At 50.8% G+C, this 25,280-nt stretch carries 28 protein-coding genes; 25 read left to right on the top strand and 3 right to left on the bottom strand.

Translation table 11 applies throughout. The features are described 5' to 3' along the window. The first annotated feature begins 1 nt into the window (after window position 1). From nifN to fdxB, 3 genes are read left to right on the top strand one after another with little or no spacing between them, the layout of a single operon-like run. Window positions 2-1,372 (top strand): nitrogenase iron-molybdenum cofactor biosynthesis protein NifN, encoded by a 1,371-nt coding sequence (nifN, locus tag KHX94_RS12740; RefSeq protein ID WP_213680933.1) that lies wholly within the window; start codon window positions 2-4, stop codon window positions 1,370-1,372. Then, window positions 1,369-1,866, top strand: coding sequence for a NifB/NifX family molybdenum-iron cluster-binding protein (locus tag KHX94_RS12745; protein WP_213680934.1), 498 nt, complete (start codon window positions 1,369-1,371; stop codon window positions 1,864-1,866). The genes nifN and KHX94_RS12745 overlap by 4 nt, the downstream gene beginning before the upstream one ends. Window positions 1,867-1,900: 34 nt before the next feature. Continuing rightward, window positions 1,901-2,179, top strand: a complete 279-nt coding sequence (gene fdxB, locus KHX94_RS12750) for a ferredoxin III, nif-specific (protein WP_213680935.1) — start codon at window positions 1,901-1,903, stop codon at window positions 2,177-2,179. Window positions 2,180-2,420: 241 nt separating this feature from the next. Here the strand turns inward: fdxB and KHX94_RS12755 are convergent, their stop codons facing one another. Both KHX94_RS12755 and KHX94_RS12760 read right to left on the bottom strand, forming a co-directional pair. Continuing rightward, window positions 2,421-3,134: a TlpA family protein disulfide reductase gene (locus tag KHX94_RS12755; RefSeq protein WP_213680936.1), complete on the bottom strand. Its 714-nt coding sequence runs from the start codon at window positions 3,132-3,134 to the stop codon at window positions 2,421-2,423. A gap of 353 nt (window positions 3,135-3,487) precedes the next feature. Further along, complete coding sequence (locus KHX94_RS12760) at window positions 3,488-3,685, bottom strand: hypothetical protein (protein ID WP_213680937.1); 198 nt, start codon at window positions 3,683-3,685, stop codon at window positions 3,488-3,490. A gap of 589 nt (window positions 3,686-4,274) precedes the next feature. Here KHX94_RS12760 and KHX94_RS12765 point away from each other — a divergent pair. Next, window positions 4,275-4,688: a hypothetical protein gene (locus KHX94_RS12765; RefSeq protein WP_213680938.1), complete on the top strand. Its 414-nt coding sequence runs from the start codon at window positions 4,275-4,277 to the stop codon at window positions 4,686-4,688. 356 nt (window positions 4,689-5,044) lie between these two features. Beyond that, complete coding sequence (locus KHX94_RS12770; RefSeq protein WP_213680939.1) at window positions 5,045-5,479, top strand: hypothetical protein; 435 nt, start codon at window positions 5,045-5,047, stop codon at window positions 5,477-5,479. A 211-nt stretch (window positions 5,480-5,690) separates the two neighbouring features. Here the strand turns inward: KHX94_RS12770 and KHX94_RS12775 are convergent, their stop codons facing one another. Continuing rightward, a complete protein-coding gene (locus KHX94_RS12775) occupies window positions 5,691-6,422 on the bottom strand; it encodes a helix-turn-helix transcriptional regulator (protein WP_213680940.1) in 732 nt (243 codons plus the stop codon). A gap of 436 nt (window positions 6,423-6,858) precedes the next feature. Here KHX94_RS12775 and KHX94_RS12780 point away from each other — a divergent pair, with 436 nt between their 5' ends. The 20 genes from KHX94_RS12780 (at window position 6,859) to KHX94_RS12875 (ending at window position 25,217) form a co-directional block, all read left to right on the top strand. Next, window positions 6,859-9,132, top strand: a complete 2,274-nt coding sequence (locus KHX94_RS12780; protein WP_213680941.1) for a TonB-dependent receptor — start codon at window positions 6,859-6,861, stop codon at window positions 9,130-9,132. Between the two features lie 50 nt (window positions 9,133-9,182). Then, window positions 9,183-9,545: a hypothetical protein gene (locus KHX94_RS12785; RefSeq protein WP_213680942.1), complete on the top strand. Its 363-nt coding sequence runs from the start codon at window positions 9,183-9,185 to the stop codon at window positions 9,543-9,545. After that, the gene (locus KHX94_RS12790; RefSeq protein WP_213680943.1) at window positions 9,542-9,964 is read left to right on the top strand and encodes a hypothetical protein; all 423 of its coding nucleotides are present in this window, start codon (window positions 9,542-9,544) and stop codon (window positions 9,962-9,964) included. Before KHX94_RS12785 ends, KHX94_RS12790 begins: the two co-directional genes overlap by 4 nt. A 17-nt stretch (window positions 9,965-9,981) precedes the next feature. Beyond that, window positions 9,982-10,878 carry a M61 metallopeptidase family protein gene (locus tag KHX94_RS12795; protein WP_213680944.1) on the top strand — a complete coding sequence of 299 codons (897 nt, stop codon included), beginning with the start codon at window positions 9,982-9,984 and terminating at the stop codon, window positions 10,876-10,878. Next, a complete protein-coding gene (locus tag KHX94_RS12800) occupies window positions 10,866-11,228 on the top strand; it encodes a hypothetical protein (RefSeq protein ID WP_213680945.1) in 363 nt (120 codons plus the stop codon). Before KHX94_RS12795 ends, KHX94_RS12800 begins: the two co-directional genes overlap by 13 nt. Continuing rightward, complete coding sequence (locus tag KHX94_RS12805) at window positions 11,156-11,929, top strand: S10 family serine carboxypeptidase-like protein (RefSeq protein ID WP_213680946.1); 774 nt, start codon at window positions 11,156-11,158, stop codon at window positions 11,927-11,929. The genes KHX94_RS12800 and KHX94_RS12805 overlap by 73 nt, the downstream gene beginning before the upstream one ends. Then, the gene (locus KHX94_RS12810) at window positions 11,929-12,129 is read left to right on the top strand and encodes a hypothetical protein (RefSeq protein ID WP_213680947.1); all 201 of its coding nucleotides are present in this window, start codon (window positions 11,929-11,931) and stop codon (window positions 12,127-12,129) included. Before KHX94_RS12805 ends, KHX94_RS12810 begins: the two co-directional genes overlap by 1 nt. Next, window positions 12,126-12,317: a hypothetical protein gene (locus KHX94_RS12815; RefSeq protein WP_213680948.1), complete on the top strand. Its 192-nt coding sequence runs from the start codon at window positions 12,126-12,128 to the stop codon at window positions 12,315-12,317. The genes KHX94_RS12810 and KHX94_RS12815 overlap by 4 nt, the downstream gene beginning before the upstream one ends. Beyond that, window positions 12,314-14,335, top strand: coding sequence for an amidohydrolase family protein (locus tag KHX94_RS12820; RefSeq protein ID WP_213680949.1), 2,022 nt, complete (start codon window positions 12,314-12,316; stop codon window positions 14,333-14,335). Before KHX94_RS12815 ends, KHX94_RS12820 begins: the two co-directional genes overlap by 4 nt. A gap of 113 nt (window positions 14,336-14,448) precedes the next feature. Next, a complete protein-coding gene (locus KHX94_RS12825) occupies window positions 14,449-14,955 on the top strand; it encodes a RidA family protein (RefSeq protein ID WP_213680950.1) in 507 nt (168 codons plus the stop codon). Then, a complete protein-coding gene (locus KHX94_RS12830) occupies window positions 14,955-16,229 on the top strand; it encodes an aminotransferase class V-fold PLP-dependent enzyme (protein WP_213680951.1) in 1,275 nt (424 codons plus the stop codon). The genes KHX94_RS12825 and KHX94_RS12830 overlap by 1 nt, the downstream gene beginning before the upstream one ends. Further along, a complete protein-coding gene (locus KHX94_RS12835; protein WP_213680952.1) occupies window positions 16,226-16,657 on the top strand; it encodes a RidA family protein in 432 nt (143 codons plus the stop codon). Before KHX94_RS12830 ends, KHX94_RS12835 begins: the two co-directional genes overlap by 4 nt. Then, entirely contained in the window at window positions 16,654-18,336 is a 1,683-nt protein-coding gene (locus KHX94_RS12840; RefSeq protein WP_213680953.1) for a M61 metallopeptidase family protein, read from the top strand. Before KHX94_RS12835 ends, KHX94_RS12840 begins: the two co-directional genes overlap by 4 nt. A 12-nt stretch (window positions 18,337-18,348) precedes the next feature. Further along, window positions 18,349-19,812, top strand: a complete 1,464-nt coding sequence (locus KHX94_RS12845) for a S10 family peptidase (protein WP_213680954.1) — start codon at window positions 18,349-18,351, stop codon at window positions 19,810-19,812. Between the two features lie 366 nt (window positions 19,813-20,178). After that, window positions 20,179-21,117, top strand: coding sequence for a Fe-S cluster assembly protein NifU (nifU, locus tag KHX94_RS12850; RefSeq protein ID WP_342345763.1), 939 nt, complete (start codon window positions 20,179-20,181; stop codon window positions 21,115-21,117). Further along, window positions 21,107-22,351, top strand: a complete 1,245-nt coding sequence (gene nifS, locus KHX94_RS12855) for a cysteine desulfurase NifS (protein WP_213680955.1) — start codon at window positions 21,107-21,109, stop codon at window positions 22,349-22,351. Before nifU ends, nifS begins: the two co-directional genes overlap by 11 nt. A gap of 7 nt (window positions 22,352-22,358) precedes the next feature. Continuing rightward, window positions 22,359-23,510, top strand: a complete 1,152-nt coding sequence (gene nifV, locus KHX94_RS12860; protein ID WP_213680956.1) for a homocitrate synthase — start codon at window positions 22,359-22,361, stop codon at window positions 23,508-23,510. Between the two features lie 14 nt (window positions 23,511-23,524). Further along, window positions 23,525-23,857, top strand: a complete 333-nt coding sequence (locus tag KHX94_RS12865) for a nitrogenase-stabilizing/protective protein NifW (protein WP_213680957.1) — start codon at window positions 23,525-23,527, stop codon at window positions 23,855-23,857. Next, window positions 23,814-24,398 (top strand): nitrogen fixation protein NifZ, encoded by a 585-nt coding sequence (locus KHX94_RS12870; RefSeq protein ID WP_213680958.1) that lies wholly within the window; start codon window positions 23,814-23,816, stop codon window positions 24,396-24,398. Before KHX94_RS12865 ends, KHX94_RS12870 begins: the two co-directional genes overlap by 44 nt. A gap of 69 nt (window positions 24,399-24,467) precedes the next feature. Next, window positions 24,468-25,217, top strand: coding sequence for a peptidylprolyl isomerase (locus KHX94_RS12875; RefSeq protein ID WP_213680959.1), 750 nt, complete (start codon window positions 24,468-24,470; stop codon window positions 25,215-25,217). Window positions 25,218-25,280: the final 63 nt, after the last annotated feature.

Raw genomic sequence — 25,280 nt, forward strand, 5'->3', positions numbered from 1 at the left:
TATGGCGACCATCATTAAACAGAACACGCCGCTGGTGACTCAGCCGCTGAAAACCAGCCCGGCCACCGGCGCGACCCTTGCCAGCATGGGACTGAAGAAAACTATTCCGCTGCTGCACGGCTCGCAAGGCTGTGGCGCTTTTGCCAAGGTTTACCTTATTCAGCACCTGCGTGAACCCATTCCATTGCAGAACACCGCTATCGATCAGGTCGCGGCAGTGATGGGTGGTGACGACAACCTGTTTGCCGCGCTGAAAACTCTCTGCGACAAAGAAGCGCCGCAGTTAATCACTGTGATGACCACCGGCCTTACCGAAATGCAGGGCACCGATACTTATCGGGTAATTCACGATTTTCGCAGTCAATATCCACAATATGCCGCAACGCGCATCATCAATATGAGTACGCCGGATTTCAGCGGCTCGATGCAAACTGGCTATGCCAGTTGTGTCGATGCGGTGGTGCGGCAAACGGTACTCGCCCCCAGTGGCCGCCAGAAAAAACGGCAACAGCTCAATGTGTTGTGCTCTATCGGTATGACCGCCGCAGATATTGAAACCCTTAAACGTTATCTGGAAGCTTTTGAGCTGGACGCCATTATGGTGCCGGATTTATCGCTGTCGCTCGACGGGCATCTGGATGACAGTGATTACGCGGCTTGTTCCACTGGCGGCACCTCCATTTTAGAAATTGAACTGATGGCCGACAGTTGTGCCACGCTGGTGCTTGGGCGCTCATTACTGCCCACCGCAACTTGGCTACAGCAACGCTTCGACATTCCGCTGATCAGTTTGGATATGGGCATGGACATGGCGCAAATGGATGCCTTGGTGCTGGCTTTGTCACAGTTAAGCGGCAAGCCCGTGCCAGACTGGATTGACCGCGCTCGCCGCCGTTTGCAAGATGCCATGCTTGATTGCCATTTTGTGTTGAGTAATGAACAGATTGCCATCGCGCTAGAACCTGATCTCGCCATCGGATATGGCAAGCTGTTAGCCAGCATGGGCATTCGGTTGCCGCGGATTGTTACCACGGCCGATGCGCCGGGGTTAGCCGAACTCAGCGCCGCCGAAGTGGTGATTGGTGATTTAGCCTCTTTGAATGCCGTGGCCGGGCAGGTTTCTACCATTATCAGCAACAGCCACGCCGCCGCCATGTTTGAACCGCAAGTGCCAGTGCTGCGGGCGGGGTATCCGTGTCACGACCAGTTCGGCAACATGGATATCCGCCAGTTTGGTTACGAAGGCTGCCGTGAGCGGCTGTTTGCCCTTGCTAATCTGCAATTGCGGCAGCATCACGATGAAGTGGCACCGCATATCAGCGCCTATCGCTTTGGCGCCGATGCAGTGCAGCCTAAGGAGCGTGCGTCATGAGTGCGACTTTCCCCAAATCTAACAGTGAACGCAAACTGCATGTGGAGCCGCTGCCCGATGCCAAATTTCAGATAAAAGTTGCCTTTGCCACCTTAGATCGTCGCCATGTGGATCAGCACTTTGGCAGCGCTCGTAGCGTACTGGTATACGGTGTCGGGCATGAGCAATGGAGCATTTTGGAAGCCATTGAATATCCACAGGATGACAGCCGTACCCACGACCGACTGCCCGCGCGTATCCGCGATCTGAGCCACTGCGCAGCTATCTTCTGCAACGCTTGTGGCGCCTCGGCCATTCGGCAGTTGCTGGATCAAGGCATTCACCCGGTCAAGGTGGCAGAAGGCTGCGACATTCATCAACTGCTGGAAGATATCCGTCAGGAACTCAACGGCACCCCGATGGGCTGGCTGGCCCGTTCACTGAAACAGTTGGAGGCTCCGCCGCAACAAGATGGCCGTGAGCGGTTGCAGGCATTAATGGATGAAGAGTGGTAAGCATTTTTACTAATGATAATAAGAGGATGGCGTGATGAGCAATATCGTGGGCACAACCCGAGGCGGTAAAAACTGGGAGCCGCAATTTATTCAGGCTGTGGATCAAGCGAACTGCATCGGCTGTGGCCGCTGCTTCAAAGTCTGTTCCCGTAATGTGTTCGATCTGGTGGAACGCGAACCAGAAGATGATGACTACGGCGAAGAGGTGATGATGGTGATGGACATCGCCGATGGTGGTGATTGCATCGGCTGCCAATCCTGCGCCAAAGTGTGTCCCAAAGGCTGCCAGAGCTTCGCCGCGGTTGCCGCTTAAGCAATTTTACGGCGTGTGGACGGCTATGATATTTCTGTACCTATGAATTGCCTACAGCATGTTTATACATCGACGTTTTTATGGCTTGCCGGGCAATACATTTTGGTAAACTCGACGTCAGCTAATTACATCCATGTAATTGGTCAGCCCCTAATCGTAAGTATATCGTTTGGCACGTGTCAGAGATGTCCTTAAGCACAATATTCGCCAGGAGACTTGAAGTGGGACTAAATTATAAAAATTATTTCTCTGATAAGAACTTGTCGATAAATTTAAGACCTTCATCCATGTTATAACCTGTTCGGGCGACTAGTAGCTTTCCGGCATTATCCGCCAACATAATTGTCGGGTAGGTCTTTACTCCAATATCATCTAACCAAGGTTTTGCCTTGCTAATGAAATTAGCTTTTATATGGTATTTTTTAACAAAATCTCGAGTCTGTGCAGGACCTTCGAATGTAATATAATACACGCTCACATCTGGATGATGGTTAATAAAATCTTTAATAGCAGGAATTTCTTGAATACAGGCGACGCATTCTGCAAAGAATGTTGTAATAAGCGTAAAATTATTTTTCGAAAAATCATTAACTATGCTATTCCCTAATAAATTAGCTCCACTAACTGAAGGAATTAAATCACCAGGATTTAAATTGGTTACTTTCTGTTTCTCTTCAAAAACAACCTTAACTACTGCAATATGCTTATTATCATCCTTGATGGTTTTTAAACTTATTGTTTTTTCTTGTTTTTCTGCTTCGAGATAGTCTTGTTTTAAATGCGTAATAAAGTCTTGCCCAGAGATATACTCCCCTTTCATGTTTTGGTATTTTACATCATAACCTTGCAAATGAAATGTATTGACTATATAACTTTCAGTTAATTCTGAAGCTTGAGTTTTTATGCTGGTTAAGATAAAAAATATACATAATATCCACCATGGTTTGAGTGTCATGCTTATTTCCTATTAATGTTATTTAATCTTAAATTTTTAATGTTTTTGTCATTATAAGTCAAGAGTTAAGGGTCTTTGTTTTCTCTGAGTTGAATGAACGGGAATACTGGTAACTGCACATTTGGACAGTATTTTACTGTTAATAATACAAGAAATATTACAACATAAATAACTGGAGTCTACATAATTAAGTTTTGACAATCTAAGAGTTACTTATCTATTGGATTGATGATTAGTTATTTTTGATTATATTATTGAAAATGTAATGAATGATAATTAGTGGGCATCTTTTTAAAGTTTGTTACTCCATTGGAACACTAGTAAGCTTTAAATAGATGCCCTGTATATAGATATTAGGCTTGTTGATTACTATTTTTGTTTAGGTATGTCGTGGCGATTAGAAATATTGCATATCCTACCCACGAAAAAACAATCACTAAAATGGCCCAACCAAGCTTTGCAGCGCCTTTGGTTCGTTTTGAAAATACTGTGAGCAGAAGTGGAGCCAAAACAGTGACAAGCATTACGCTATAGATGCTGATACCACCCATTAATTCATTCCCTTAAATTGCAGTAGTTGTGTGTTCCACTATGTAGTTTTGTAAAAGATTAGTCAAGTTTTGTGGGGTGGCAGTTAGCTGCATATTTTGATGTTAACTTCTAATCCGCTGAAAAGTGTTGGTATGGAATTACAGATAATTCTAATTCCTCCTGTGATGCAGTAGGTTGAACATCACTCTTGTTTGGGTAGTTTCACATTGTTCACCAATCCAAATGTAACAAAATTCAGTCTTGATTTTATCCAAGATCTCTTACCGCCTCGTTCACAAATTCTTAAAAAATGGCTATTAGCCCTTAGTCTATAGGTAATGAACCTCGCGGTTTGAGCGTCTATAACTTAGTTCACTACGCATGCACAAAATGTGGAAGTTGTGGTGTGTATTCGGAGTATTGCTGTGTTGTGGGCATTGGTATCGGCTGTATAGCGTTGACGTCTTAATGGCGTGATTTAGCACAAGCCTGAGTGTTGCTGAAATGCTTGTTGCCGCCGTCGTTTATGCCTGTGGGCACAAATGTACTTAATTTGACGACAATTTCTCATGTTATTAGCGAGTTCAGCTGCTGATTCCTGGAGGATATATGGCGCTAAGTAAAATTTGGGTTGCACTTTCATCATTAACGGTCGCACTGGTGATGGTCGGATGCGATGATAATGTGCAGACTCAAAACAAGTTTTCTGCCACCGAGATCTGCAAAGCCACTATGGCAACGGCGTTACAGCATGATGTTTCCACCATTAGCCTGGTGGATAAAAACGGCAAGCTGGTTTACGTGTCTTACACTGATCCCACTGATTCATCACAAAATATTTATCGTTGTCGGCTCGATGGTGACCATGTGTTATGGGCGCCAAACAAAGGGCAGTGGCAAAACCAAACAGAAGGGCAAATCTCCTTTATAGCCAATTACAATCAGCTCACTATCACTGAGACCAGCGGTAATGGTCAGCAGCATACCAACCAATATAAGTTGTCAGAGTTAAAAAGCTCCTAAGCTAAATGGCCGTGGTTTACTGGGCGCAAGTGGCAGCATTTGCGCCTTTTTTGTGTGAGTAACGGCTATGACAACCTTCTTATGCTTGTCATCTGTGCCCATTTCGAGCTATCGAGTGATAAAGCAGTGAGTGAGCACTTCTATTAGATAGTAGAACCGGTGCGGGTGAGTACGAGTGTGGCGATACAGGTGAGCATTCTTTAGCTGGCATAAACATGAACAAAAAGACATGTTTCTCTGATTTATTTTGACGGCGGATAGGTAGAGACTAAAAAATCAATGTTCTTGCTGCAATGTGGTTGCTGCCTGCCATCTCTGAAATGACGCACTTCATTGTGGTATTTTATGGAGGAGTTATGTTCACCCGTGCAACTTTGGTTGTGTTGCCATCGCTGTTACTGGCGGGTTCTCTAGCCGGTTGTGGTAACAACAAAGGCCAATTCAGTGATGCCGAAATCTGCCGCGCTTCTGTGGCTACGGCGCTACATAAAGACCCGTCAATTTTTAATGTGGATGATGTTAACGGTAAGCTTGTTTATGTCTCTTATCATGAACAGGATAACTGGAAGCACGATATCTACCGTTGCAAAATTGAAGGCACTAAAGCCATTTGGGCAACTGAAAAAGGCCACTGGAAAACCAGCAGTAAAGATGCGCAACTTACCTTTGCGGCCAATGAGGATAAGTTGACCATTGTGGATACGTCGGCTGATGGCCAGCAGATCAACAAGCATTACAAGCTTGAGCAGTTGAAAGTTGATGTGCCCAGCAAACCTGGGCTGAAAGGCTAGCTCATCATGCAGGCAGCCGTTTGCACTACTATTGGTGCAATTGCTGCCATGTAAAAGCTATCAGTTGTTGCGTTAACGACCTCGATTATTCCTGGGGCCATTATCCGGGGCGCGGCCATTTTTACTGGCTCATAACCCTATAATCTACGGTCGTTAAGTCCATCACTTTACTATTTTTATCACCCAATCCATGGGTGAGGTGTGTAAGCGGTTATTCGGTCAAGTTGCGCTTTTTTAGCTCATCAAGGTAGTTGTAAATGGTATAGCGCGTGACCCCAAGCGCTTTGGCTGCCCGGTTAACGCCGCCACGAACCACAAACATCCCATTGCTTTGCATGTGTTCAACTGCGGCAATTTTCTCTTCACGGGTCAACAGATTGATTGGTTTCCCCAGCGTAGTTAAGGAACCTGCCACTATGTCATCCATCAGGTTGCCGACTTTGGCGGGCTGATGATCACTCGGGGCTGGCTGCTTGATATCTTTGCCCAACATGCGGCTTAACCAGGCATGGGCCATATGGGGAATAGTCATATCGGAGTTAAAACATAAGGCGGCAAATGGCATCCCATCGCTATCGCGGAAAATGGCGGTAGAGGAGTGCAGCGTTACCCCGTTTTTAGTCACCGTATTGTAGCTAGCAATAATGCTGTTTTGTTCACCAATGGCATCGGCAACATCGCGAGCCGCCGCAAACCCCGCATCACCTTTGGGGCCGGCGAGGATTGAATCACCAACACCGCGACCGGTCACATGTCCATGAGTAATGGCGATCACGGAATTTTCTGGACGGGTCATGTCGTGCAGCACAACCTCAACATTATCGCTCAGCACTTCATTCAACAAATCAACCACTGTCATCAACACATTGATCACTAACTGTCTTTCGGTAAGGCAAAACTGCGTTCGAAAGTTCAGTGGCTCAGTTTTTGTTTTTGTATTCATTGAGTTTTTCCATAAAACAGCACTTAAGGTGAATGTTTAAAAACAAGGCTGTTTGTATTTTTTAGGCCGATTTAAACCCCCAAAAATCATGCCTGTTATATTGGCCTATTTTACAAATTTAAACAAATTGTTTATCCAATCAACATAAAAGTGTTGATCGCATACACAAAATGTGTAATTTATAAACGGACGTTAAGAAATTGTTGAGCGATAAAGCTGCTGGTTTCGCCTGGGGGCGCGTCACATGAAAACTGTCATATAACAATAATAGTGGCAATTTTTTTTATAAAACTATTAAAAATAAATGGTTGCTAGCTTTGTGGATGTTTGTTGCATGGATTGCTGAGACTCAAGCGACCAGAAAAATGCAAAGCGGACAGATGTAATTAACATCTTTCTAAATAAATTCAACAAATTGTTAATTGGAAGAATGTGTATGCTGCCTTTACCCTCATCTCTGGAAAAGAAAAGCCCTCTGGCCAAAGCAATCGGTCTGTCGCTTGGCCTAGTGGCGTTGTCATTATCCACTCAGGCGCTGGCCGATGAAGCCGTGCCTGACCAAGACCCAAGCGCTAGCGATAACAAAAGTATTGAAAAGATTGTTGTGACGGCAACCAAACGTAATGAACGTTTGCAGGATGTACCGCTGTCGATGGAAGTGTTGGATGCCAAGCAACTGGCTGAAAACGGTAAGAATAAACTTGCGGACTATTTTGCTGAAATCCCTGGCCTGAGTTATGTGTCCAGTGCCATGAGCAGCACGATTGTAATGCGTGGTGTTGGCACCGATGCTGGTATTGGTACTCGCCCCACCTCAGGTGTGACCATTGATGACGTGCCCTATGGTTCAGCGACCAATACCGGGGTAATTCCTGATTTAGACCCGTCTGATATCCAACAGATTGAAGTGCTACGAGGCCCGCAAGGGACGCTGTATGGTGCCAGCAGCATGGGCGGGTTGGTGAAGTATGTTTCTGTTGATCCCAACGCCAGTTATGCCACAGGTCGGCTAGAAGTCGGCGGTTCTTCTGTGGCTCATGGTGGCAATGGTTACAGTGTCCGGGCCTCTGGCAATGTGCCTGTTTCGGAGGATTTTGCACTGCGTGCCAGCGCCTTCAAACGTGAAGACCCTTCATTTGTTACCAACACCCGTGATGGTTCCGATAACAGTGTTAAAAGTAAAGGTGGCCGGGTGGCGATGATTTGGTATCCGTCAGAAACAGTCACTATCCGCTCATCGGCGATGTTCCAGAATACCACTCAGGATAATACCGCCACTGTTGATGTAACCCCTGAACTGCAACCCGTGTACGACGATTATCAACATAATCGGATGGTGGGCACTGATAGTTACGAAGGTCAGACGCGTTTTTATACCACTAAGATCACGGGCGATCTGGGCTGGGGAACACTGGACTCCATTACCGGCTATACCGAGCACCGGGCGGCGGCCAAGCAGGATGTAGGCTATACCTCTATTGGCATTTTGGCGCCAATGTTTGCCGGTATGATGGGCCTGGATTATGAAGAAGCCGGGGCTTTTATTGATAACCGCTATGACGAGGATAAGCTGAGTCAGGAATTCCGTCTGTCTTCAAAAGATGATGTGCGGCTGCAATGGCAGGTGGGGTTGTTCTATACCCGTGAGGATGTGAACAGCACCCAGAACTTCTATCTGGGCGACAATGTGACGGGCAACTACTTCGCGGCGTCACCATTGCTGATCTCTATGGGCGATGATCGTTATCGTGAAACGGCGGTATTTGGCAATACCACCTACAAGATTACCGATAAGTTGGATGTCACTATCGGTGGTCGTTTCAGTAAATACAAGATGGACGGTGATAGCACCACAGGTGGCATGTTGGTCGATGCCGATGAAACTTATGAAAGCTACGATGACAACATATTTACCTATCTGTTATCCAGCCGTTATCACTTCGATGAAGAGATGATGATGTACGCTCGCATTGCCTCAGGTTATCGTGCTGGTGGCAGTAACGGCAACTTGGTGCCAGGTATTCCCGCGGGTTATGATTCCGACAAACTGGTCAGCTATGAGCTGGGCTTTAAGGGCGGGTTCTTTGACAGTGCGTTGACATTGAATGCAACCGCTTATTATATCGATTGGTCAGACTTGCAGATCAGCCAGGTTGATTTGACTTATGGTTCCAACTACACCACCAATGCCGGTAAAGCCGCCAGTCAGGGCTTAGAGCTCAGCTTGGGTTATAACTTCCTGGAAGATTGGCAATTCAATGCCAGCTACGCTTATACCGATGCTTCATTGGCTGAGGATATCCCAGGGTATGTTGACGGCTCTACCGCTTACGGTAAAGACGGTGATCGCATGCCATTCTCAGCGAAAAATTCAGGTACAGCATCGCTGAGCCACAACTTCGACCTAGGTAATGGCATGTTGTTGTCCTTCAGTGGCAACGTAACCTATATGGGCGACCGTTACATGCAGTTTACCCAGTCATCCGCTATCTCTCGTATTCATCTACCCAGCTATACCACTGTTGGGCTCAGTTCTACACTGAGTTATGACAACTGGGCGCTGACACTGTACGCCAACAACCTGTTTGATAAGGAAGGCTATATCAGTGCTAACCGCCGTGGTACCGCTACTGCCACCGATGACGTTAACTATGGCGCAGTGGTTATTCAACCACAGACCGTAGGTCTGACATTGTCCTGGCAGATGTAATCCTTTAAGCCGCCCGGTGTTATGGCGGGCGGCTGTTTACCCAAGAGGTGATGATGAAGTTATATTCTCCCTTCGCGGTACTTTCCCTGTGTGCCCCAGCGATACTTGCAAGTTCGATGGCAGCACAGGCGGCGGAACCGCAGCTTTTTATTAAACTCACCCCAGTTGTTGAACATGGTCAGGCCGTTGCGCTGGATGTCACTGAAGTCTATCAATTGGACGGCACGTTACCGCCATTGACGATTGCGCAAACACTGGGGCCGCTGCAACATATTGATCAGCGTATTCATAGCATTAAGGTTAGCGATGCGGCCGGAGCCGTCATGCTCCAACCGACCACCACAGATATTCCTGATACGCTGGGTAAACTCCCTCGCGCTTGGAAGACCAACCGTGCGACCAAGGGGCGGTGACCGTAAGTTATCGCGCGGATATTTCGCGAGAAACTACCCCTGGCCCGACTTGGGAACTGCGCAGTGAACCCCGCGGGATCAGTGCCGCCGGTAACACCTTCCTGTTATTACCGCAGGTAACTCAGCCTTATCAGGTGCAACTGAGCTGGGATCTGACCGCCTTAGGTCAAGGTGCCAGCGCCATTGACAGTTTGCCCTTTGATGGTGTGGCGTTACCACAACGAATTGCCGCCACTTATTATATGGCGGGGCAGTTGCACCGTTATCCGGCCAATGGCGATACCAAAGGGCCATTTCGTGCCGCATCTACTGCCGATAGCAATCAATTTACCCAAGAAACGCTGCTGACCTGGGCACATGATGCCTATGTGAAATACAGCGATTTCTTTGGCTTCCTGAATTGCCGCCTTTTACTGTGACCTTCCGTAGCAATCCAATGATCTCCAAAAGTGGAACCGAATTGCCGGATGCCTTGATGGTCGCTGCCAATAACGATATTTCGCTGAAAGAGATGACGCAGATCCTCTCTCACGAGATGGTGCATGTGTACCTGCACGGTTTGGAGGGCGCGAGTTGGTTTCAAGAAGGCTTAGCGGTGATGTATGAGAATCGGGCGCCTTATGCGTTGGGGCTAACCGACAGTGCCACCTATCTGCAAGCGGTCAACAACACGCTGCTGACTTACTACAGTAATGTGCGTAAAGACATGGATATGCAGGCCGCAACCGCCGCATTCTGGACCGATGCGCGGGCACGTTTGCAGCCTTATTTTCGCGGGGCGCTGTACTTCATAGTGACCGATTCGCGCATTCGCCAAGCGTCTGCCGGTAAACATAATCTCGACCAACTGCTGGTGGATTTTCTGGCACAGGAACGCGCGGGTAAAGCCGTTACGGCGGCAGATTGGGTAGCACTGGTGCGCCGTTACATTGGCGATGCTGCCGATAGCGATTATGCCGCGATGCAAAACGGTGGTTTTTTAGTGCCAGAACCAGAAGCCTTCGGGCGTTGTTTTACCCGTGAGCAGGTAACTATGCCACTGTTTGAACTCGGTTTTGATATCAGCAGCCTGATGCAGACTCCGCGAGTTATTCATGGGCTTGACCCTAACTCACCCGCCGCCAAAGCGGGCATTAGAGAAGGTGACAAGGTGTTGAAGTCCGTTGGACTGGATGAACAGCAGTCAAAACCCTCGTCACCACTGACTCTGCTAGTGGAACGTAATGGCGTACCAACCTCGATTGCGTTTGTGCCCACCGGCAAGCTGACCAAGGGCTATCAGTGGCGCTTGAAAACCGATGTCAGTGGTAAGGAAGCACAATGCCGCGAATAACCTGTCATTTGCGTGCGCTGCTGAGCTTGGCATTGGCCGTTGCCGTGGTGCCTTCTGCCGTTGCCGCCACGGCTAACCCATGGTCGAGTCACTGTGGCCGTGAGTTGCAACTGCCCGATGGCCAGCTCAGTTACCATCCCTGCTTTGAGGCGTTAGCACTGGAAGGCGCGAGTATCAGTGCCACCGCTTATGTGGCACAACAGGCAAAACCGCGTCCGGTGCTGTTTTTATTCAACGGCGGGCCAGGTGCTTCCTCATCGTCACTGCATTTTGCGGGGTGGGGCCCAAACTCAAAGCACGCGATGCCCAGGGCGAGGAACATCTGCAAGATAATCCAGAGACCTTGTTAGCGGTTGCCGATTTGGTGTTTATCGATCCGCCGGGAACGGGTTTCAGCGAGAGCCCGCAAGATGAACAGGCGCAAGCCGCTTACTGGTCGACTGCCGGAGATGCCAAAGCCGTTAATCAGTTTATGCATCAATGGTTAGCGCAACACCAGCGCCAAGACGCCAAGGTATTTATTGCCGGGGAAAGTTATGGTGGTTATCGCTTGGCTACGCTGGCTGGGCAGCTTGATGACTTGAATATGGGGGGACTACTGCTGGTTTCCCCGCTGCTGGATGGCAGCGCTGCGGAAGACGCCAAAGGTAATGACTTGCCTTTTGTGATGGCGTTGCCGTCTTTGGCGGTTGCTGCCGCGACCCAAGGCAAAGGTGCATACTCCAAGATGCCAGTGGCCGAGCTATTTCAACAGGCGAAGCAGTTTGCCATAACGCAGTATGCGCCAGCGTTGATGCTAGGCAATGCGATACCCGCGGAGCAAGCAACCCAACTGGCACAAGCGCTTGCCCGTTATACCGGGTTAGCGGCGAGCACTTGGTTGCAACATAACTTGAGGATCAGCGCTGAAGACTTTCGCAATATGCTGCTGGCGGAGGATAACCAGGTGTTTGGTCGGCTCGACAGTCGGGTGTTAGCCGCCAAGCCAACGCCTAAAAAGATCGTCCTTCCGCCCTTGATGATCCCGCGCTGGGGCTTAAAGGTGGCTTAGTGATCAAGTCGCCAGCTATTGCTCATGAGTTACAGCAACTGACCGGGATTAAGATGTCGCGCGATTATCTGGCGCTAAACCTCAATGTCAATTTTCACTGGCAGTATGTGGACAAACGTCCGCCGGGTTTCAATACGCCGATTTTCTACTTCAATCCCACCCCAATATCGCCGCATTGCAGCAGCAACAGCCGACGATGAAAATTATGGTGCTCAGTGGTTATTACGACTTAGCCGTGCCCGCATTAGCCGCTTGGTATGCCTTGGTTCATGCCGGTGTATCGCCCGCCCAGATGCAGTATGAAATATTGCCTGCGGGGCATTCGATCTTTGCCGATCCCTCGGTGCGGAAACAACTGCAGCCACAACTGACGGAGTTTTTGAAATGAAAAGTTGGCGTTATCTGTTGCCACTTATTACCGCCACCATGTTGGTGATCCCTGCCCTGCGTGCCGCCGAGCCGTTATCTGTGGTGGCCAATGGCGAAGTGGTAGGCAGTGTGGTTGTGAGCGAACAGCAGGGCAAAACCCAGATAGTCTATCGCGTCGATGACAATGGTCGCGGCCCTAAACTGACCACTGAACTGCAACTCGGGGACGCGGGTATTCCGCTGTCGCTGTCGGTAACGGGCACCTCTTTGATGGGCGGTCAGGTGGCAGAACATTACCGTTATCATCAAGGCGTGGCCGAATGGCAAAGCCAAGCGGATAGTGGCAAGCAGTCATTGACGGCACCTCGGCTATATATTGTCAATGACAGTAATCCTTGGTTGTTGGGCGTTTACGCCAGAGCCTTATTGGCGCAGCCTCAGCATCGGCTCAAGGTACTCCCTAGCGGTGAGTTGTCGTTGCAGTCTTTGCCGCAGCAGGTGTTGGGCACGGGGGCGCAGCAACTCACCTTACAGGTTTACCGTTTAACCGGATTGTCGTTGCAGCCATCGTATTTGATGTTAGATCAGCAACAGCAGTTGTTTGCGGTGTTTTCAGCAACTGGTGTGACGCTGCGCCAGGGCTATGAAGCGCAAGCCGGATGGTTGCAGTCTCTGGCCGGAGACTTAGAAACATCGCGGATGCGAGAACTGCAACAGCAACTGGCGCATCAGCCGTCAGCGCAACCCTTGCGATTGGTCAATGTACATGTGTTACAGGTACAACAGGGGCAGCGCACTGGTTTGATGTCGCTACAAATCAAAAATGGTTTGATCAGTGCAATAGAACCTTGGCACGCCGGTCAGCATTATCCCGGTGAAACGGTATACGACGCTAACGGTGGCACGCTGATCCCTGGCCTGCATGATATGCACTCCCATTCTACGCTGGACTCCGGCCTTTGGTATCTGGCAGCGGGGATTACCAGTACCCGAGATATGGGCAACGATAATCAGTTTCTGTTGGATTTGATCCCCAGAATTGATAGCGGTGAAATTGCGGGCCCTCGCATTGTGCGCAATGGCTTCCTGGAAGGGCGTAGTCCCTATTCTGCCCGTGATGGCTTTGTGGTCGACAGTGAACAAGACGCCGTGGCAAAGGTGCGCTGGTACAAGAAACACGGTTACTGGCAGATCAAAATCTACAACTCCATGAATCCGGCATGGGTGCCCGCCATTACTCGTGAAGCCCACCGCTTGGGAATGACAGTTACCGGCCATATCCCCGCGTTTACTTCGCCGGATCAGATGATTGCGGCGGGTTATGATGAAATTACTCACGCTAACCAATTGATGCTGGGTTGGTTGTTGCACGCCGATGAAGACACCCGTACACCTTTACGTTTGACCGCGATGGTGCGCGCAGCTGATCTCGATCTTAACAGCGAGCAAGTGCAACGCACGTTGTCATTGATGCAGCAGCATCATATTCCGCTGGACCCCACTGCGGTGATTTTGGAGCGGCTGATGTTGAGCCGTGCAGGCGCGGTTACGGCGGGGGATAAACCGTACCTGTCGCACATGCCCATAGGTTATCAACGTTACCGTCAGCGCACCTTTGTTCCGGGATTAACTCCAGCATTGGATAAACAGTATCACGCAGCCTTCAACAAAATGATCGCGCTGTTAGGCATGATGCATGACAAGCAGCTCCAGCTGTTGCCGGGAACGGATGACACCACTGGGTTTACGGTATTGCGGGAGTTAGAACTCTATGTGCAAGCTGGGATGACACCCGCCGAAGCTGTGCGTGCCGGAACCCTCGACTGCGAACGCTATTTGGGCCGCGAGCAGCAATTGGGTAGTCTGGAGGTCGGCAAACGGGCGGATATGGTACTGCTGCGGGATAACCCGCTAGACAATATCAGCAACATTCGTAGCGCACAGATGGTGATCAAGGATGACAGTTACTACTTTCCGGCAGAGATCTATCAGGCATTGGGAGTGAGCCCGTTCGCCCTGCCACCAAATAAATTATAACAAACAATATGTTGGTAGCAGGGGGCCGGCCTGCTGCCGTTGTAGCATTTTCAGAGTCAGGTTGCTTTGTTCTTTTGCCGGCAGCAATTGTTGACTCTGATGTGAGGAAAAACATGGATTCAATTGAACAGCGGTTAAAGGAACTCGGATTGTGCTTGCCGCCTGCTATTCAAGCCCCGGCAGGTATTGTGTTGCCGTTTGTTATGGTGCGGGTTCTGGGAAACCGGGCATTGATTTCTGGTCATGGGCCACAGGCGGCTGATGGCACGATGACCGCCTATGTTGGAAAAATTGGTGTCGAGTTGACGGAAGCTGAAGGGTATCAGGCGGCGCGCTTGACCGCTTTGTCAATTTTAGGCAGCCTCAAACGGACACTTGGCAGCTTGGATCGGGTCAGTCGCTGGGGGCGCATCTTTGGCATGGTGGCCGCCAGCAGTGATTTTGCCAGGCAGCCAAACGTGATTAATGGTTTTTCTGATCTGATCATTGAGTTATATGGTCAAGAGCGTGGACAACACAGTCGCACAGCGGTGGGCATGACCTCCTTACCCTTTGGGATCCCGGTGGAAATCGAAGGGGAAGTGGAACTTTATCCCGCCGATGAGATGGGGAATTACTGATGAGCAAAGAGAATCCCAATAACTTACGGCAACTTGATTGTTCCCGGCGCCAGTTATTAACCGGCATCGCGGCGATGCCAGTAGCCATGATGGCTGGTAATGTGCTCGCCAGTAATCCAGTTAAGCCATTGACAGGTAAAGGCTTGATGGGGTCGCGTGATGATTTTGCCTTGGCATCGACTTACCTTAATGGTGCCTATATGCATCCGGTCACTATTGGTGCGGCAGATGCTATCAAGCATTATCTCAATGCACGGTTGATGAATAGTGCCGCCGCCGAGGTTGATATGGGCGGTGATCGTCATAAAGCGATAACGCTGTTTGGTGAATTATTCCATGCCGATGCAGATGAGCTGACCTGGGTGCCCAGTACTACAGTGGCTGAAAATCTGGTGGTTTCAGGCTTGGGGCTGCACCAGCAAGGCCATGTGGTGACCGATGTTTACCATTTCAGCGGTTCGCTGTTCATGTACAACGAGTTTGCCAAACAAGGGCTGCAATACTCACTGGTAGCTGCCAGAGATAACCGTATTCATATCGAAGATCTGGAGCGCGCCATCACCCCGGCAACCAAGCTGATCGCCTTGACGCTGGTGTCAAACGTGGGCGGTTTTCAACACGATCTTAAAGCCGTATGCGATATGGCCCACAGCAAGGGCGTGCTGGTATTTGCGGACATCATTCAAGCGGCGGGTAACACCCCGATTGATCTGCATGGCAGTGGCGTCGATTTTGCGGCTTGTTCCACCTACAAATGGCTGATGGGTGACTTTGGTATTGGACTGGTTTATGTACGCCGAGACCGCCAGCATTTGTTACAACGCAGCCAGATAGGTTTCCGCCAAGAAGGCCAAGTGGTGACCCATTATTTGCCATTTGATAAGCCGGGCACTCCGTTAATTGAAACGCAGGCAACTTCAGGCCTGGCGGGAATTATCGGCGTTGGTACGCTGGGGAACGGTGCGGTATCGGCCTTAGCCTATTCCTTGGGCTATCTCAAAAAGCTCGGCATTGACAATATCCAAGCCTGGCGCCAGCCATTACTCAAACGATTACATGAAGCCTTGCCCCCGCTGGGGTTTGCCAGCATGACGCCAGTTGATTCCAAGTCCGCGATCATCTCGTTTCAATATGAACATGCGGCTGACAAAATTTATCCGAAACTGCAAGCTGCCGGAGTTGAGGTTACTGTCTACCGCCACTATTTCCGAATTTCGCCATCCTTTTACAACACGCTAGATGACGTGGAACAACTGATTGAGGCATTGTCATGAAGGCGCTCATCGCCATGTTAGCACTGCTTGGCAGTTGCAGTGCCAGTGCTGCTTCGCCAGTGTTTTATCCCGCGCCTGGCGCCCCATTTTCGAAAGCGGTGCGGGCGGGCGATACTCTATATTTGTCGGGAATGATTGGCGCTACTGCCGATGGCAAGCTGCCCAGTGATTTTGCCAGCCAAATCCAGCAGTTGCTGGAAAATATCAAGGCTCGTACAGCCGCCTTGGGTCTCTCAATGGATGACTTGGTGAAGTGTACCGTCATGCTGGATGACATGGGTAACTGGTCACAATTCAATAAAATCTACATGACGTATTTCAAACCGGATCATCTTCCCGCCCGCAGTGCTTTTGCGGTTAGTGGCTTAGCACTTGGCGCCGCCGCTGAAATGGAATGTATTGCTTATGTCCCCGCGGAGGCCAAATGAGAGCGTTGCGTATCACCGGGTGTTTGCTGTGGTGCTTGTGCCAACCGGTATTTGCCAGCGGACAGCCGCCGCATTTATGGCTACAGCTAGCGCCAACTATGGTGGCCGGTACTATCGAAGATGTGGCGGTTAGCCTCAATGTAGAAAGTCCCAGAGTGGCGGCTGGGGAAACGCTGTTAACTATGCCTATCACGCTGGTGTCTACCCCGACAGCTGCCTATAGCGCCGAGCAGATCAGCGCATCGGATGCCAGCGGGAGTTTGCCACTGCAAAGTGAAGATCTCCCGGCAACACCTTCTGGGCAATATCGCCGTTATTATGCGGCGCGGGCCACTCAAGGCGTTATCAAGTATCACTATCACACGGCCCCTAGAGTGGTGGATGCCACTACCCGCAACGGCCCGTTATTTGACCTGCGACGTCAGCAACAGGGGATGATGGGCGCTGGCGTGTATTTCTTGGCGTTACCCGCAGGGACTCAACCCTATTCGATTGAGCTTGGTTGGGATCTGAGTGCCATGCCCAAGGGCAGTTTGGGCGTTTGGAGTGGTGGTGAACATACTCAGCAGCAGATAGCCCCGGCCGAGTTACTGCGTTTTTCCTACTACGCTGCTGGTTTACTGCATCGATGGTCGGATAACGCGGCGCATTTCAGCATGTACTGGCTGGATAAACCACCGTTTGACATGCAGCAGTTGCCAATGCAGACCGCAAAATTCTATCGCTATATGGCACAGTTTTTTGGCGATCAAAACGATTACCGGGTCTTTGCCCGTTCGAATCCTTATCCAGCGGGCGGTGGTACTGGGTTGGCGCATTCGTTTATGTTTGGCTACGGCAGTGAAGGGCAGACCATCGCCGAAGGTGTGCAAATTCTGCTAGCCCATGAAATGTCCCATACTTGGCCGACTCTTAATGGTGATGAACCGCATGCAGAAACTGCCTGGTACACCGAAGGTACGGCTGAATACTATGCCATTGTGATGTCACAGCGTGCGGGGATATCTAGCGCTGAAGAGCTGTTGCGGCAGATTAATCTGCGGACGACTGCCTACTATGCCAACCCTTATTTGCATCTGAATAATCACGCTGCGGGTGGGTTGTTCTGGAAAGATGCCAGAGCGCAGAAAGTGCCTTATGGCCGTGGCTTTATGTATTTCTTCAAGCTGAATCAACAGTTGTTACAATACTCGCAAGGGCGGCGCAGCGTGGACGATCTGGTGCTGGAGGTTTATCGGCGACAGCAACAAGGCGAAATCATAGGTCTGGCGCAATGGCGCGAGATACTCAAGCGTGAACTGGGTGACGCCGCTGTCAGCGACTTTAATGCCATGACTCAAGGCGAGGTACAGGTGCCACCCGCTACGGCCTTTCACTGTTTACAGGCTCAGCCAGTCAGTTATCGACCATTTGACTTAGGGTTTGATGAGATGCGTTTGGGGGAAGTGACGAAACTGCGCCCAGACAGCGAAGCCGCCAAAGTTGGCCTGCAAAATGGTGACACCATTCTCAAGCTGACGGCTCTTGATGAACTCAGACGTGACGCCAGTAAACTGATGGTTATCAGTGTCAGTCGGCATGGTAAGACCTTGTCTTTTCACTATCTTCCCCGTGGCCCATTGGTGGCTGGCTGGCAATGGCAGTTCAGTCCACAAGGCCCAGCGGCATGTCATATCTGAGCTGAGGTACTTATGACGTTTTCCATAAAATGGGTCATGTTGCTGGCACTGACGTTGCCGCTGACACTGGCGGCACAAACACAGTCGCCTGAAGTGCTAACGCTGCCAGCCCCCTTGGTAAAAGACCATCACGGCACCTTTAATGGCAAATCGCTGTCTTACCGTTCAGTCGTGGAAGCCTTTACGCTGACACCGTTGCCAGGCAACCCGCTGACACTTATCAGTAGCAGTTATCTGGTCGGCAATAACCCGCAGCGGCCTGTCTTATTTGCTTTTAACGGTGGCCCGATTTCACCCTCGGTATATCTGCATATGCTGGCATTGGGCCCTAAACGGCTGGCAATACCCGATGATCTGCATGCCGATCCTGCCAGCTTTCAACTGACCGATAATCCAGACAGCCCTTTGGATAAAGCAGATTTGGTGTTTTACGACCCAGCGGGCACCGGTTACAGCCACTTTGATGCTCCGGCAAAGTCTGCCGAATATTTCGGTAACACCAATGATGCCAAAGCGTTTGTTGCCTTTATGCATGCGTGGCTACAACGTCATCAGCGCAGCTCATCGCCCGTCTATATTTTGGGAGAAAGCTACGGCACCATGCGCGCCGCTGCGGTGGCGCAACAACTGAGTGCCGAAGCGCAGCCGGTGGATCTGAAAGGCATTTATCTGTTTGGTCAGGCTCTGAATATTGTAGAAACAGCGCAACGCCCCGCCAACATCATGACTTACGTTGTATCACTAAAAACCTTGGCAGCCTTAGCTTGGTATCACGGAAAAGTTGCCCATAACGGCCGCAGTTTTAAGGCGTTTATGGATGAAGTCGGCCAGTTCGCCGAAGGGGATTATCTCAAGGTGTTGCTCGCGGGAAATCGGGCATCTGCCGCTGAAAACCAGGCCGTTGCTGACCGTTTAGCCGCGTTGACCGGGGTTCCTGCTAAGGTGCAGCAGCAATACCATCTGCGCATGAGTAAAAACCAGTTCAGGGTTGAATTGCTGAAAGCGGATAATTTGATCTTGGGCGCGTCAGATGGCCGCTATACCGCTAAGCCAGAGCGTGCTGGCGATGTGCCGGATGGCTCGGCGACCATCTATCCCGCCATATTTAACGCCTTTGCGAGTTATAAACAGACCATGCTGGGAATTAACAGTGATGCGCCTTATGTCGTGTCGTCCCCGGTATCGAGTTTGGCGCAATGGGACTGGGGCTCTAAAGCGGGGCCTTTTGGTAATTGGCCTTATGCCGAAGGGATTAGCGCGGCACTCACGCGTTTTCCAGCAATGCAACTAGTGTTGGGCGTGGGGTATTACGACACGCTGACCACCACCGGCGCCACCGAATACCTGTTACAGCAGAACGACTGGCCTGCATCTCGGGTGCATTTGCATTATTACGCCGGCGGACACATGGCATACACAGTGGCGGCCAATTTGCAGCAATTCTCGACAGATCTGCGACAATGGCTCTCAAAATAAGCGGCTGACGTCGAGACAGCGCAAGGTTGTTGCCAGATAACCCAAGCCTGCGCCAATAACGGGCAGGCTTTTACTTGTGACGAGCACTCATGCGTCATGGCGGTGTCGCTTTGTTATGAGTGCGACAAAACGCTGGCTGACAAAATTGTCATCTTTGATACAAACCTCCGACAAATGTCAGCCACAACCGACAACTCCTCTGTATTATCACCATAAATTTTGACTAATCTCGCACTTTTTCAATAGCTTAAAAATCACACACTGCTGGTGTGACATTTGCAATCCCTAATACACAAGCTGGATTTGAGGGCTTCTGCTAAGGCAAGTGCCAAGCACTTGCTGATGGAGAACGCGAGGAGTGTATATGTGGGATTATTCCGAAAAAGTGAAGCAGCATTTTTCAATCCGAAAAATGCCAAACTGCTCAGTGATGCCAATGCCAGAGGCGATGTGGGCTCCATCAGTTGCGGTGATGCACTGAGTCTGAGTTTGAAGATCAATCCCGACAGCGAAGTGATTGAAGATGCCGGTTTTCAGACCTTTGGCTGTGGCAGCGCCATCGCCTCCTCTTCGGCACTGACTGAAATCATTATCGGCAAAACCCTCAATGAAGCGCTGCAAGTCACCAATCAGGATATCGCCGATTATCTTGATGGCTTGCCACCGGAAAAGATGCACTGCTCGGTGATGGGCATGGAAGCCTTACATGCCGCCGCGGCGAATTATCGCGGGGAAAGCCTAGAAGATGACCATGAAGAGGGTGAGCTAATCTGCAAATGCTTTGCAGTCGATGATTTGATGATCAAACGGGTGGTGAAAGCCAATGGCCTTTCCACCGTGGCTGAGGTGATCAATTACACCAAGGCTGGCGGCGCCTGCACCGCTTGTCATGAAAAAATTGAATGGGTACTGGATGCCTGTCTGGCGGAAATGGCGGGTGAAGCATCGGCCAAACCGTTGCAAGTCGCGGCGCAGGCATCTGCGGTAGTGCAAGACATTCCAGTAGAAGACATTCCTATGGAATTTGATGCCGCGCTGGCCGAAAAAATCACGGTGATTGAACAGGTGATTGCCGAAGTACGTCCGGCGGTGCAGGCCGATGGCGGCGATATTCGCTTGGTGGATGTGGAAGATAATCTGGTGTTTGTCAGCATGTCGGGCGCTTGCACCGGTTGCGGTTTGTCTGGGCTGACATTGGCCAATGTGGAAGTGAAAATCTCCAAAGCCTTAGGCGAGCCTTACACCGTTTTCCCGGTACAGGAGACTGCACCCGTTGCCAAAAAGGAGGCCACTTATGACTGTTGAAGCATTCATCCGCAAACCGGAAAGCGCTATTGAGATGGTGTATCTGGACAATAACGCCACCACCAAACTAGATCCGCAAGTGCTGGAAGCTATGTGGCCGTTTCTGGCGGAATACTATGGTAACCCGTCATCGATCCACCAGTTGGGGGCTAAGGTCGGTCACGCACTGGAAGATGCCCGCGAAAAAGTCCAGACGCTGCTAGGTGCCGAATACAGCACCGAAATCGTGTTTACTTCCTGCGCCACCGAAGCCACCAGTACCGCGATTTTGTCGGCCGTTGAGGCCATGCCGGAGCGGCGGGAAATCATCACCTCAGTTGTGGAACATCCGGCCACCTTACAGTTGTGCCAGCATCTGGAGCGTAAAGGTTACAAGGTGCACTGGATTGGGGTTGACCGTAAAGGTCGGCTCGATGTGGAGGCTTATCGCCGGGCGCTGAGTGAGCAAGTGGCGCTGGTATCTATCATGTGGGCCAATAACGAAACTGGCACCTTGTTTCCGATAGAAATGCTGGCAAAGCTGGCGAAAGAAGTTGGCGCGCAGTTTCATGTCGACGCGGTGCAGGTGGCCGGGAAGTATCCGATCAACGTACAGAATAGCGATATCGACATGCTGTCGATCTCTGGTCATAAATTCCATGGGCCTAAAGGTGTTGGCGCTTTGTATCTGCGCCGCGGCACCCGTTTCCGGCCATTGCTGCGTGGTGGGCATCAGGAACGCGGCCGTCGTGCTGGCACAGAAAATGTCGCATCGATTATCGGCATGGGCGTTGCGGCAGAACTGGCGTATCAAGCCTTGCCACAACAGATGACCCGCTTGGCGATGCTGCGTGACCGATTAGAGCAGGGGATCCTCGCCCGGATCCCCAGCACTTTTGTGACTGGCAATCCGCAGCAGCGGGTGCCCAATACCAGCAATATTGCCATCGAATATATTGAAGGCGAGGCATTGCTACTGATGCTCAATCAAGTGGGGATTGCCGCTTCATCCGGCTCGGCCTGTACCTCTGGTTCGCTGGAACCTTCGCATGTGATGAAAGCGATGCAGATCCCGTTCACCGCCGCCCACGGCACCTTGCGCTTCTCGTTGTCGCGCTTCTCCAGCGACGATGATGTGGATTATGTGCTGGCGCAGTTGCCGCCGATTGTCGAACGGCTGCGGATGTTGTCCCCCTATTGGGATAACGCCAATAACTGCGGCTCTGCCGAAATGTTTACCCCGGCGTATGCTTGAGGTGTCTATGGGTGATATCAAGCCGCTAACTGTGATTATCAACGATACTACGCTGCGTGATGGCGAGCAGTCACCCGGGGTGGCGTTTACCACGGATGAAAAGGTGCGCTTAGCGCAGTTGCTGGAAGCGGCTGGCGTGCCAGAGCTGGAAGTGGGAATTCCGGCAATGGGGGCGCAGGAGCAGGAAGCAATTGCGGCTATCACCTCGTCGCTGACACAAACCCGCACCATGGCCTGGTGCCGGATGTGCGAACTGGATATCAGTCAGGCGCTGAATCTGGGGCTGGACTGGGTCGATTTGTCGATCCCGGTATCGCGGCAACAGCTCAGCCACAAACTGAACATCAGCCCAGAGCAGGTACTGGCCCGTTGTGATCGCTACATTAAACAGGCGCTGGATTTGGGGTTTCAGGTGTGTGTCGGGATGGAAGACGCTTCCCGCGCCGATGCCGATATGCTGCATTCGGTGGCGGCCGTTGCGCAAGCTGCTGGGGCTAGCCGTTTACGCTTTGCTGATACGCTGGGGATCCTCGAACCATTTCGCACCCGCGAGATGATCACCGGTCTGAGACAACACACAGATTTACAGATTGAAATGCATGCTCACAACGACTTGGGGTTAGCGACCGCTAACACACTGGCCGCTATTGATGCTGGGGCCACCTCCGTCAATACCACGGTTAACGGTCTCGGGGAGCGGGCCGGTAATGCACCGTTGGAGGAGGTGGTCGTGGCACTTCAAGTGCTTAACAAGGGCAATAGCGGAATTACGCTCCAACAACTCCCCGCCATTTGCCAGTTTGCCTTGGCAGCTTCTGGGCGTCTGTTGTCACCCCAGAAAGCCATTGTCGGCGAGGCGGTATTTACCCACGAATCTGGCATTCATATCGATGGCTTGCTGAAAGATGTTAATAACTATCAGGGCTTTGCGCCGGCATTAGTGGGGCGCCAGCATACCTTGGTACTTGGCAAACATTCTGGCGTCAGTGCCATTCTGGAAGTGTATCACCGCTTAGGAATTGAACTTAATGACCAGCAGTGCGAGTTGCTGCGCAGTCAGTTACGGCAATGGTCAGAAAGCCGTAAATGCTCACCTTGCGAAGCCGATTTGCGGGCGCTGGCGCAGCCATTGATGCAGGCTCTTTATGCCGATGCTTAACTCAGGAGATCTTCATGGAAACCATTCAGGCAGAAACTATCACGGTAGAACCGGCAGCCTCTTGGCATGACCGTCGCGGCCCAGCAGCAACAGTGTTGCCGGAATCCTTACTGACGGCAGAGGATTTTCTGGACTACTTTAACGTCAAGTACGACCCGGAATTAGTCAGCATCAAACGGGTGCAGATTTTGCGGCTGTATCACGCCATTCTTGAACGCTACGATCCACCCTTGACCAAGGAGCATCATCGCAAAGCGGTACGTATCGCTTACGGTTCATTAGCAATGGGGCAGGAGTTAGCGTTTGCTGACATGGGCTGCGGCGATTGCAGCGGCTGTAACGTCTGACGGGAACTCGCGTATGGCAACTCCGGCAATGTTTGACACCATTATCGACAGCGAAGTGCACCGTTTTGCGGCGGGTAGCGAAGTACGCGTGGTGCGCGATGTGCGTAACGATGGCAGCTTCTACGGCCTAGAAAAAGGTGAACTGCTGGTGGAAGAAGGCGCCGTAGGCATGGTGCGCAGCTTTGGCTGGTTTTTGCAGGAGCAGATCATCTACGAGGTGTTCTTTCCTCATAATGGTCGGCAGATTGGCTTGCGTGATGTGGAAGTGATCGATGCGGCATTGCCATGGCAACCGTGCCGTTTCCGCTCACTGGATATGGCGCAACTGGCGTTATCGTTGAGTATTGATGGTGACCTGGTGGCACAAAAAGGGGCGAGGGTTCAAGTGCAGTGGCCGCAGCGGGATCTCGACAGCGGCAGCATCAGCTATGACATTTTGCTGGATAACAACATGCAAGTGACTGTGCCGGATCGGGCGCTGTTACAACCGGATTCAACCGCAGAGGATTTACGATGGAGACGCAAAAGCAACGCTATCTGACCGCCAAAGTCGCCACCGAGCGCTTCAACCTGAATCCAGAATTTCTGTCAGCCGCTCAGCCAGGCCGAGGTGCAGTTGCAGGTAAAGCAACTTGGGCGCTTACAACAGGCGATCATCGGTGCGCCAGAAGCGGCCGAGGTGGTGTTAGCGCCACAACAACTGGAGACTGCCGTGGCTGAGTGTGCTGCGCGTTTTGAATCCGTTGCGGCATTTACTGCTTCATTGGCAAAGCAGGGGCTCTCGGAACCGGGGCTGCGCAGTGCGTTATATGATGAATTATTGTGCGAGGCGATCTTGGATAAAGTTACTGCCGATTTGCCGCCGTTGCCGCGCCAACAAGCTTATGAATATTACCTGACGCACCCGCAACAGTTTAGCCGCAGCCGCTTGTGGTATCTAAAGCAGATTTTGATCACGGTAAATAACGACTACGCCGAAAATAGCCAAGAGGTTGCTTATCGCCGTATCTGCCAGGTGCGCGAACTGACGGATAGTCAGGATTTTGCCGAGCTGGCGCTGCGGTATTCTGAATGTCCCAGCGCCATGGAGCAGGGATTGCTGGGCTGGTGTGAAGAGGACAAGTTGTTTCCACAAATTGCAGCGGTATTGCCTTTATTGCAGATAGGAGAAGTGAGTGCTCCCATCGAAACGGAACTGGGCTTTCATCTGGTACAGTATAACGAGATGAAACCCGCTAAAATCGCCTCCTTTCATGAAGCATGGCCACTATTGGTGCAACGCCATAATGAACGTGCCAAGAAGTATCTGCAAAAACAGTGGCTGTCTCGTTTACTTATGCCAGAAGCTGTGCTCACTTAAGCCGCAGAACGTGACTTCTTTAAATAAATCATCAGGCAAAAACCGTTAGATTAGCTAGCACAT

This window comes from Shewanella dokdonensis, from assembly GCF_018394335.1.
In the GTDB taxonomy this organism is placed as follows: domain Bacteria; phylum Pseudomonadota; class Gammaproteobacteria; order Enterobacterales; family Shewanellaceae; genus Shewanella; species Shewanella dokdonensis.

What these genes read in the sequence shown, in the direction of transcription:
- KHX94_RS12840 (WP_213680953.1), top strand. Translation starts at nt 16,654, where the DNA reads ATGAGAGCGTTGCGTATCACCGGGTGTTTGCTGTGGTGCTTGTGCCAA.
- nifV (WP_213680956.1), top strand. Translation starts at nt 22,359, where the DNA reads ATGGGTGATATCAAGCCGCTAACTGTGATTATCAACGATACTACGCTG.
- KHX94_RS12755 (WP_213680936.1), bottom strand. Translation starts at nt 3,134, where the DNA reads ATGACACTCAAACCATGGTGGATATTATGTATATTTTTTATCTTAACC.
- KHX94_RS12835 (WP_213680952.1), top strand. Translation starts at nt 16,226, where the DNA reads ATGAAGGCGCTCATCGCCATGTTAGCACTGCTTGGCAGTTGCAGTGCC.
- KHX94_RS12845 (WP_213680954.1), top strand. Translation starts at nt 18,349, where the DNA reads ATGACGTTTTCCATAAAATGGGTCATGTTGCTGGCACTGACGTTGCCG.
- KHX94_RS12745 (WP_213680934.1), top strand. Translation starts at nt 1,369, where the DNA reads ATGAGTGCGACTTTCCCCAAATCTAACAGTGAACGCAAACTGCATGTG.
- KHX94_RS12785 (WP_213680942.1), top strand. Translation starts at nt 9,183, where the DNA reads ATGATGAAGTTATATTCTCCCTTCGCGGTACTTTCCCTGTGTGCCCCA.
- KHX94_RS12830 (WP_213680951.1), top strand. Translation starts at nt 14,955, where the DNA reads ATGAGCAAAGAGAATCCCAATAACTTACGGCAACTTGATTGTTCCCGG.
- KHX94_RS12865 (WP_213680957.1), top strand. Translation starts at nt 23,525, where the DNA reads ATGGAAACCATTCAGGCAGAAACTATCACGGTAGAACCGGCAGCCTCT.
- nifS (WP_213680955.1), top strand. Translation starts at nt 21,107, where the DNA reads ATGACTGTTGAAGCATTCATCCGCAAACCGGAAAGCGCTATTGAGATG.
- fdxB (WP_213680935.1), top strand. Translation starts at nt 1,901, where the DNA reads ATGAGCAATATCGTGGGCACAACCCGAGGCGGTAAAAACTGGGAGCCG.
- KHX94_RS12825 (WP_213680950.1), top strand. Translation starts at nt 14,449, where the DNA reads ATGGATTCAATTGAACAGCGGTTAAAGGAACTCGGATTGTGCTTGCCG.
- KHX94_RS12820 (WP_213680949.1), top strand. Translation starts at nt 12,314, where the DNA reads ATGAAAAGTTGGCGTTATCTGTTGCCACTTATTACCGCCACCATGTTG.
- KHX94_RS12775 (WP_213680940.1), bottom strand. Translation starts at nt 6,422, where the DNA reads ATGAATACAAAAACAAAAACTGAGCCACTGAACTTTCGAACGCAGTTT.
- KHX94_RS12765 (WP_213680938.1), top strand. Translation starts at nt 4,275, where the DNA reads ATGGCGCTAAGTAAAATTTGGGTTGCACTTTCATCATTAACGGTCGCA.
- KHX94_RS12800 (WP_213680945.1), top strand. Translation starts at nt 10,866, where the DNA reads ATGCCGCGAATAACCTGTCATTTGCGTGCGCTGCTGAGCTTGGCATTG.
- KHX94_RS12780 (WP_213680941.1), top strand. Translation starts at nt 6,859, where the DNA reads ATGCTGCCTTTACCCTCATCTCTGGAAAAGAAAAGCCCTCTGGCCAAA.
- nifN (WP_213680933.1), top strand. Translation starts at nt 2, where the DNA reads ATGGCGACCATCATTAAACAGAACACGCCGCTGGTGACTCAGCCGCTG.
- KHX94_RS12770 (WP_213680939.1), top strand. Translation starts at nt 5,045, where the DNA reads ATGTTCACCCGTGCAACTTTGGTTGTGTTGCCATCGCTGTTACTGGCG.
- KHX94_RS12760 (WP_213680937.1), bottom strand. Translation starts at nt 3,685, where the DNA reads ATGGGTGGTATCAGCATCTATAGCGTAATGCTTGTCACTGTTTTGGCT.
- KHX94_RS12795 (WP_213680944.1), top strand. Translation starts at nt 9,982, where the DNA reads ATGATCTCCAAAAGTGGAACCGAATTGCCGGATGCCTTGATGGTCGCT.
- KHX94_RS12815 (WP_213680948.1), top strand. Translation starts at nt 12,126, where the DNA reads ATGAAAATTATGGTGCTCAGTGGTTATTACGACTTAGCCGTGCCCGCA.